This window comes from Streptomyces sp. NPDC001493 (assembly GCF_053597235.1).
Window position 1 is genome coordinate 22,927 of record NZ_JBSFHV010000048.1, and the last position, 6,898, is coordinate 29,824.

At 73.4% G+C, this 6,898-nt stretch carries 6 protein-coding genes; 3 read left to right on the forward strand and 3 right to left on the reverse strand.

Annotated elements, in window-relative coordinates; all coding sequences use genetic code 11:
* Positions 1–52: 52 nt before the first annotated feature.
* The gene (locus ACWCWD_RS36365; protein ID WP_450779822.1) at positions 53–460 is read left to right on the forward strand and encodes a hypothetical protein; all 408 of its coding nucleotides are present in this window, start codon (positions 53–55) and stop codon (positions 458–460) included.
* Positions 457–3,159 carry a tetratricopeptide repeat protein gene (locus ACWCWD_RS36370; protein ID WP_450779824.1) on the forward strand — a complete coding sequence of 901 codons (2,703 nt, stop codon included), beginning with the start codon at positions 457–459 and terminating at the stop codon, positions 3,157–3,159. Before ACWCWD_RS36365 ends, ACWCWD_RS36370 begins: the two co-directional genes overlap by 4 nt.
* Here the strand turns inward: ACWCWD_RS36370 and ACWCWD_RS36375 are convergent.
* The 3 genes from ACWCWD_RS36375 to ACWCWD_RS36385 form a co-directional block, all read right to left on the reverse strand.
* Entirely contained in the window at positions 3,086–4,291 is a 1,206-nt protein-coding gene (locus tag ACWCWD_RS36375; RefSeq protein ID WP_450779826.1) for a flavin-containing monooxygenase, read from the reverse strand. The genes ACWCWD_RS36370 and ACWCWD_RS36375 overlap by 74 nt on opposite strands.
* 151 nt (positions 4,292–4,442) lie before the next feature.
* On the reverse strand, positions 4,443–5,708 hold the full coding sequence (locus ACWCWD_RS36380) for a hypothetical protein (RefSeq protein WP_450779828.1): 1,266 nt from the start codon (positions 5,706–5,708) through the stop codon (positions 4,443–4,445).
* Positions 5,709–5,795: 87 nt separating this feature from the next.
* The gene (locus tag ACWCWD_RS36385; protein ID WP_450779830.1) at positions 5,796–6,215 is read right to left on the reverse strand and encodes a hypothetical protein; all 420 of its coding nucleotides are present in this window, start codon (positions 6,213–6,215) and stop codon (positions 5,796–5,798) included.
* A 122-nt stretch (positions 6,216–6,337) separates the two neighbouring features.
* On the opposite strand from ACWCWD_RS36385, the gene ACWCWD_RS36390 reads away from it, so the two are divergent.
* On the forward strand, positions 6,338–6,898 hold a 561-nt coding region (locus ACWCWD_RS36390; protein ID WP_450779831.1), incomplete at its 3' end, for a helix-turn-helix domain-containing protein.

The window sequence follows — 6,898 nt, forward strand, 5'->3', positions numbered from 1 at the left end:
CGCACGCGCCAACTCCCGTGCGGCGTGCGGCGATCGACGCGAGAATGTCTCCATGACGGGGACGCGTGGAGCGGGCGGGACGACCTGGTGGGTGCTGGCCGGGGCCGGTGCGGCGGTGGCGGCGGGGCTGCTGGTCTGGGTGACGGCGGCGGACCTGGAGCGGTCGAGCCAGATCGCGGGGGTGGCCGGTTCGGTGGTGGGCGTCGTCGCGCTGGGGGTGGCGTTCCGGCAGCTCCGCGCGGGTACGCCCACCGCGCCCGTACCCGCGCCCGAGCCCGTACGGGCGGCCGACGGCTCCAACGCGGCACGCGGCAGCATCCGTTCCGCCTCGGCGCACGACACCGCGACGGGCGGCCCCGTTCCCGCAGCGGGGACGGAGGCCCCGGGCATCAGCGCGACCGGCGGTTCGAACGCGGCCGGCGGCGACATCGACGGCTCGACCGCCCGGCACGGCTCGTGAAACGCAAGCCGCCGACCGGCCCGGACACCCCGCAGGCGCCGCCCGTCACCGCCCGCGCGGGATCCAACGCGGCCGGGCGGGACATCCTCAACTCCGTCGCCCTGCACGTGGAGAACGCCAGCCTGCCACCGGCCGAGGCGTACGGCCCCATCCCCTCGAACGCGGCGGACGGCGGGCTCTCGAACCTGCCGCGCGGCACCCTCTTCGTGGGCCGGTCCGCCGAACTCGACGCGCTGGACACGGCGTTCGCCGAGCCGGGCGGAGTGGTGCTGCGGGCGGTGAGCGGACTCGGCGGAGTCGGGAAGTCCGCCCTCGCCGCCCGCTGGGCGACCGAGCGCTCCACGGAGCGGCTGCGGTGGTGGATCGGCGCCGACAGCGCGGCAGCCGTCGAAACCGGTCTCGCCGCGATCGCCCGCGCCCTCCAGCCCGGGCTGGCCGGGCTCCCGCAGGAACTCCAACGCGAACGCGCCCTCGCCTGGCTCGCGTCCCACGAGGACTGGCTACTGGTACTCGACAACGTCAACCACCCCGACGACGTACGCCCGTTGCTCGACCGGCTCGGCACCGGCGGCCGGGTCCTGATCACCACCCGCCTCGCCTCCGGCTGGCACCAACTCGCCACCACCGTCCGCCTCGGCGTTTTCGACCCGTCCGAGTCCGTGGAACTCTTCCAACGCATCCTCACCCAGGACGGGCCCCGCAGCACCGAGGGTGCCGCCGAGGTGTGCGAGGAGCTCGGCCACCTGGCGCTTGCGGTCGAGCAGGCCGCCGCGTACTGCCACGAGAACGGCACCACCCCGCGCGCCTACCTCGCCATGCTGCGCTCCTGGCCCGCCGAGACGTACGCCACCGGCGCGGAGACCACCGACGCCGACCGCACGGTGGCCCGCGTCTGGCGCATCACCCTGGACCGCCTCGCCGACACCCCGCTCGCCGGAGACGTGCTGCGCACCCTCGCCTGGTACGCCCCCGACCACATCCCGCGCGACCTGCTGGACGGACTCGCCCCGCCTCCCGTACTCGCCAAGGCGATCGGCCGCCTGGTCGCCCACAGCATGGTCACCGCCGGACCGGACGGCACCCTCTCCGTGCACCGCCTGGTGCAGGCCCTGGCACGCACCCCCGACCCGGACGACCCGCACCGCGCGGCGGACGCGGTGGCGGCGGCGCGGGAGCGGGCGACCGAGGGCCTGCTCAGAACCGTTCCCGACGCGGACCGGCCGGACCTCTGGCCATTGGGCCGGTCGCTCCTCGTGCACGCCGAGGCCTTGGGCCAGCACACCGCGCCCGAGGACGACTCCGAAGCGACGGCCCGCCTGCTGAACTGGGCGGCGCGGTTCCTGAAGGAGCAGATCGTCCTGGAGCCGGCCGCCGACCACTACCGCCGGGCGCTGAGCGGACTGGTCGCAGCCCTGGGGGACGACGCCCAGGCGGTGCTGACCTGCCGGAGCGAATTGGCCGAGGTCCTCGTGGGGCTGGAACAGACGGAGCAAGCGGAGGAGCTCTTCGAGGCGCTCCTGGCCGGCAGCCGTCGTGTCCCGGGCGACGAGGACACGAACTCCCGCATCCTCCTGGCCAACCTGGCAGCGTCGGCGTACAAGGCCGGAGACCTGGACCGGGCGGAGATGCTCTACACACGCGTACTCGTCGACGCGATCCGGGCCGACGGCGAGGAACACCAGCTCACCCTGGCCATCCGATCCGGACTCGCGCACGTCCACGAGGGGCGGGGGGACATCGACGGGGCGCTCGTGATGCACGGGCGGGTACTCGCCGACCTGCTCCGGGTACTGGGGGCGGACCATCCCGACACCCTGGCCGCCCGTGACGCCCTCGGCCGTGGACTCGGGGCGGCCGGCCGGACCGCCCGAGCGATCGAGACCCTCCGCCTCAACCTGGACGAGCACCTGCGTGTGCGGGGGGAGCGGCACCCCGCGACCCTGGTGGCCCGCTGCCACCTCGCGGAGGTCCACCTGCTCGCCGGCGATCAGGAGCGCGCCGCCGTCCTGTTCCGGCAGAACCTCGACGCGGCGCACCATCTCGGGCCGGACCATCCGCAGGCGCTGCTCGCGCGACACAGACTCGCCACAACGTACCAGGAGGCGGGGAACCCGTGCAGGGCCGTGCCTCTCTTGGAGGAGGACCTGGCCGAGCGTTCCCGGCTCTATGGCGAGGACCACCTGGAGGCCCTGCGGTCCCGCCACCACCTGGCGGCGGCCTGCGCCGATGCCGGGCAGTGGGACCGGGCGCGCACGCTCCACGCGGACAATCTCGCCCGCCTGGAGCGGGTCCTCGGGAAGGACCACCCCGAGACCCTCACGAGCAGACACCACCTCGCCCTGAACCTGCTGGTCGCGGGGGAGGCGCGGACGGCGCTGCGTCAGTACCGCCGGCTCGCCGCCGACTGCGCTCGGGTACTCGGCCCGTACCACCCCAACACCCTGATGGCCCGGACCCAGGTCGCCGCGGCCCACTTCGTGACAGGGGCTCCGGCCCGGGGGATCGCCCTGCTGGAGCGGACGTTCACCGACTGTACGCGCGACCTCGGCACCGGCGACCCCCGGACCGTGAAGGCGTGGGAGGAGCTCGCCGGGACGAGCGCCGTCGTCGCGACGGTCCACGCCATCAGCGCGGCGAACGGGCGATCCGCTGTGCGATTCGTCGCGCGTCCAGCGCCATCTCGCGGAACATTCCGCTGATCGGATTGGAGAACCCGGTGAAGTACAGCCCCGGCGCCTCGCGCGGCGACCTCGCCCCGTGCACCACCGGCCGGCCCCGCCCGTCCAGCACCCCGAGGTGCCCGACCAGCCCCTCCAGCGCCCGGCGGTAACCCGTGGCCGCGATCACCGCGTCCGGCGTCAGCCGCGTCCCGTCGGTCAGCACCACGTCCGCGCCCTCGAAGGAGGCGATGGCCGCGACCGGCCGCACCCGACCCGCCTTCACCGCGTCGATCAGCCCCACGTCCTGCACCGGGATCGCCCCGTCCTTCACCCGCGAGTACAGCCCGGTGGTGGGGCGCGGAAGCCCCTGCGCCGCGAGGTCCGGCACCGCGGCCTTCGCCATCAGGGCGCCCGCCCGGTCGACCAGCCACACCGGCAGCCGCCGCACCAGGATGCCCGTCGCCTGCGCGGGCCACCCGGCCGTCGAACGCCGCACGATGTGCGGGACCGTACGCACCGCGATCCGCACCTCGGAGGCCCCGCCCTCCACCAGGTCCACCGCGATCTCCGCACCGGTGTTCCCGATCCCCGCGACGAGCACGCTCCGCCCCGCGTACGGTGCCGGGTTCCGGTACGTGGCCGCGTGCACCAGCTCCCCGGCCCACGCCTCCCGGCCGGGCCAATCGGGTATGTGGGGCGTGTGGTTGAAGCCCGTCGCGACGACCACCGCGCGCCCCGTCAGCACCCGCCCGCCGGTCGCCGAGAGCACCCACCCGGCCCCGTCCGGTGCCCGGTCGATGCGGGAGACCTCGACGCCGGTGATCACTTCCAGCTCGTGGAACTCGGCGTACTTATCCAGGTACCGCACCACGTCGTCCCGGGACACCCACCGCCCGAACTTCCGGGGCATCTTCAGCCCCGGCAGCGCCGACCAGCGCCGGGTGGTGTGCAGATGCAGCCGGTCGTAGTGCCCCCGCCAGGAGGCGCCGACCTCCGGCGCCTTCTCCAGCACGACGACCCGCACCCCCTGCGCGCGCAGCGCGGCGGCCGCCGCCAGCCCGCCCGGCCCGCCCCCGATCACGTAGACGGGACGGTCCTCCGTACGGTCGATGGAGGCCGGGATCACGGCGGGGCGAGCTGAACTGCCGTCAGTGGGCGCGGTGTCGGACATGAGCGTCGAGCCTAATCGGGTGGTCCCCGAATGGGTCTCGACGGAGACCGGAATCCGTTGCGAATTGATCACGGGGCGCGGTCGGTTGAGGCCTCGTCAGCAGCTGCGCGGTGCTTGGCGTACGGCCACGGAGAGCGCGGGGACGCCGGGTTCACCCACCGTGGGTGCTCCGGTCCTCCCCCGGATCGTCCGACAATCGCGCCCGCGCCGCGGCCCGCACCTCGGCCGTCTCCATCGGGTCGTCCCGCAGCTCGGCGATCCGGTCCAAGGCCTCCCGCGTGGCGGGCGCCGACGCGATCCCGAGCAACCGCGCGGTCTCCTCGCAGTCCCAGAGGGACTCGGTGAGGAGGGGGTGGACGCGGTCCGGCCGGGTCCGGCCGACCGCCGCGAGCGCATCCAGGTACGCGGTCCGTTCGTACGAGTGCGGCGTGCACAGCCAGAAGCGCAGCAGGTCGGGCGCGGCCCCGGCGGCTTCCGGCCCGAACCGTGCCAGGCGCCGGGCCGTCCGGTCGGGACCGCACCACACACGCGCGGACCACTGCGCGGCGAGTTCCTCCACCAGTCCGGGCAGCGCCTCGGGGGAGGGATGATCGGCCAGGACGTCCGCCCCCAGCCTCGCCAGCCACGCGCACCCGTCGGCCGCCCACTCACGCGCGGCCGGTACGGCGAGTTCGCCGAGGCGGTCGACCACGAGCCCGACGAGGGGCAGGGGGCTGCGGCCGTCCGACGTGCCCAGCGAGGGGACGAGCGGGAGGAGTGGAAGCAGCGCTTCGACCGGCTCCCGGGACCTCAACGCACGCAGCGCGTCGACCTTTCCGACGCCGGCAGTGCTGGTGTCAGAAAGCAGCGCGAACAGCGCGTCGGTGCCGAGGCCGGCCAGTGACGGCCCGGCAGCGGCCGGGTCGTGGCGCCGCACCGCGATGCCCCAGCGGGTCCACGGCTCGGCCTGCCAGGGAGGCTCGGCCAGTTCACCGGCCCGCGCGCGTGCGGTGTCGCCCAGGTCCTGCCACCACTCCGCCGGCCAGTGGGACGCCATCGACTCCATTACGGAGTCCCAGTGCGCGCCCCGAGCCACGTACCCGCGCAGCGCGGCTCGGGCCTCCTCCGATCCCCCCAGCGCCAGGAGTTCCAGCACCTCGCAAGCCCGCAGGTGCGCGTCCTCGTCGCCGTCCTCGGCCAGTTGGCCGATGACCGGTGCGAGGGGCAGGGCCAGGTCCCGTACGAGGCGTGCCAGGTACAGGGAGCGGTCGTCGACCTGTCCGTCCCACCGCCACTCGCGGCGGATTCCGTCGTACACGAACGCGGCAGCCTCCTGCGGCGCTCGGAGGGCTCGTACCGCGCCCAGGCCGCGCCCTCGTTGCAGCAGGCCCTCCAGTGTGTGGGGGTGGGCGTACATCACCGCGTCCTCGTCGCTCATCGCCCCGAACCCTGCCGGAACGGCGAACGGACCGCCACGGGTTATCGGCCCAGCCCACAGGCCCCGAGATCAATCGCGGTCAGCCCGTTACCCCTCGTCCTCGTCCGCCTCCCACGCCAACTGTGCCCGCACCAGCCCGTGCAGCAGCTCCGGGTCCACGTACTCGTCCTCCTCCGGGGCACCGCACCGCCAGCTCAGCGGGTACGTGTTGCCCTCGGCGCCCGGGATGCCGACCCAGTGGTCCCGGCCGGCCGGCCCGTAACAGGTCGCTCCCGGCGGCCAGTCGAACTCCTTGCTGGATCCAGGGGGGATCAGGAAGTACGTCCACCGCGCCCCCGCGACCTCCCGCACCACCGGACCGGGCTCACCCGCAGTGAGCGTGATCAGGTGGTGGACGACCGCCTCGCCTCGTACGCCCTTCAACCGAATCGCGTCGAAGTGAATTCCGGACAGGCGGAGTTGATGTCCGGCCACGGGGACCCATTCGGGGAGATTCTTGCTCGTCATGGCTACGAGAATCCCGCCGGTTGCCTAGCGTGACCAGTACGACACGGTCCACATCGAGTGATGTGGTGAGGAAGGCGGTGGCTGTGGGAACGAGTGGTGAGCTCTCGGGAGTACGACGGCTCGTGGGCGACCTGATCCGGATTCATCGGACGCGCGCCGGACTCACGCAGAAGGAGTCGGCGGACCGCCTGCTGATCTCCGAATCGCTGATGGGAGCGTACGAACGCGCCGAACGCATCCCGTCGTTGGAGTTCCTGCACGACTCCGACCGGGTGTTCGACGCGGGCGGGGCGCTGAAGGCGTGCGTCGCGCTGGTGGACGAGGAGAAGTATTCGCCCCGCTTCCTGAACTGGGCTCGGCTGGAGCGGGACGCTCGGGTGATCAGCGGCTACGAGACGATGCTGATTCCGGGGCTCCTGCAGACGGAGGCGTACGCGTACGCCGTCTACCGGTCCCGCACACCCGCGTACACCGAGGACGAGATCGTCCGGCACGTCGGGGCGCGACTCGAACGACAGGCAGTGCTGGCCAGGGACAACTCTCCCCGCGTCGGCTTCGTCATCGAGGAGTCGGTCCTGGAGAAGGCCCTCGGCGGACCGGCGGTGCTGAAGGAGCAGCTGCTCCATCTCCTCGACTGCATCGAGCGGTTGAACCATCTGACCGTGCAGGTCGTTCCCTCCGAC

Bases quoted from the DNA above. Each gene is read 5' to 3' on its own strand.
- ACWCWD_RS36380 (WP_450779828.1), bottom strand. From the start codon at position 5,708: ATGAGCGACGAGGACGCGGTGATGTACGCCCACCCCCACACACTGGAG.
- ACWCWD_RS36385 (WP_450779830.1), bottom strand. From the start codon at position 6,215: ATGACGAGCAAGAATCTCCCCGAATGGGTCCCCGTGGCCGGACATCAA.
- ACWCWD_RS36365 (WP_450779822.1), top strand. From the start codon at position 53: ATGACGGGGACGCGTGGAGCGGGCGGGACGACCTGGTGGGTGCTGGCC.
- ACWCWD_RS36375 (WP_450779826.1), bottom strand. From the start codon at position 4,291: ATGTCCGACACCGCGCCCACTGACGGCAGTTCAGCTCGCCCCGCCGTG.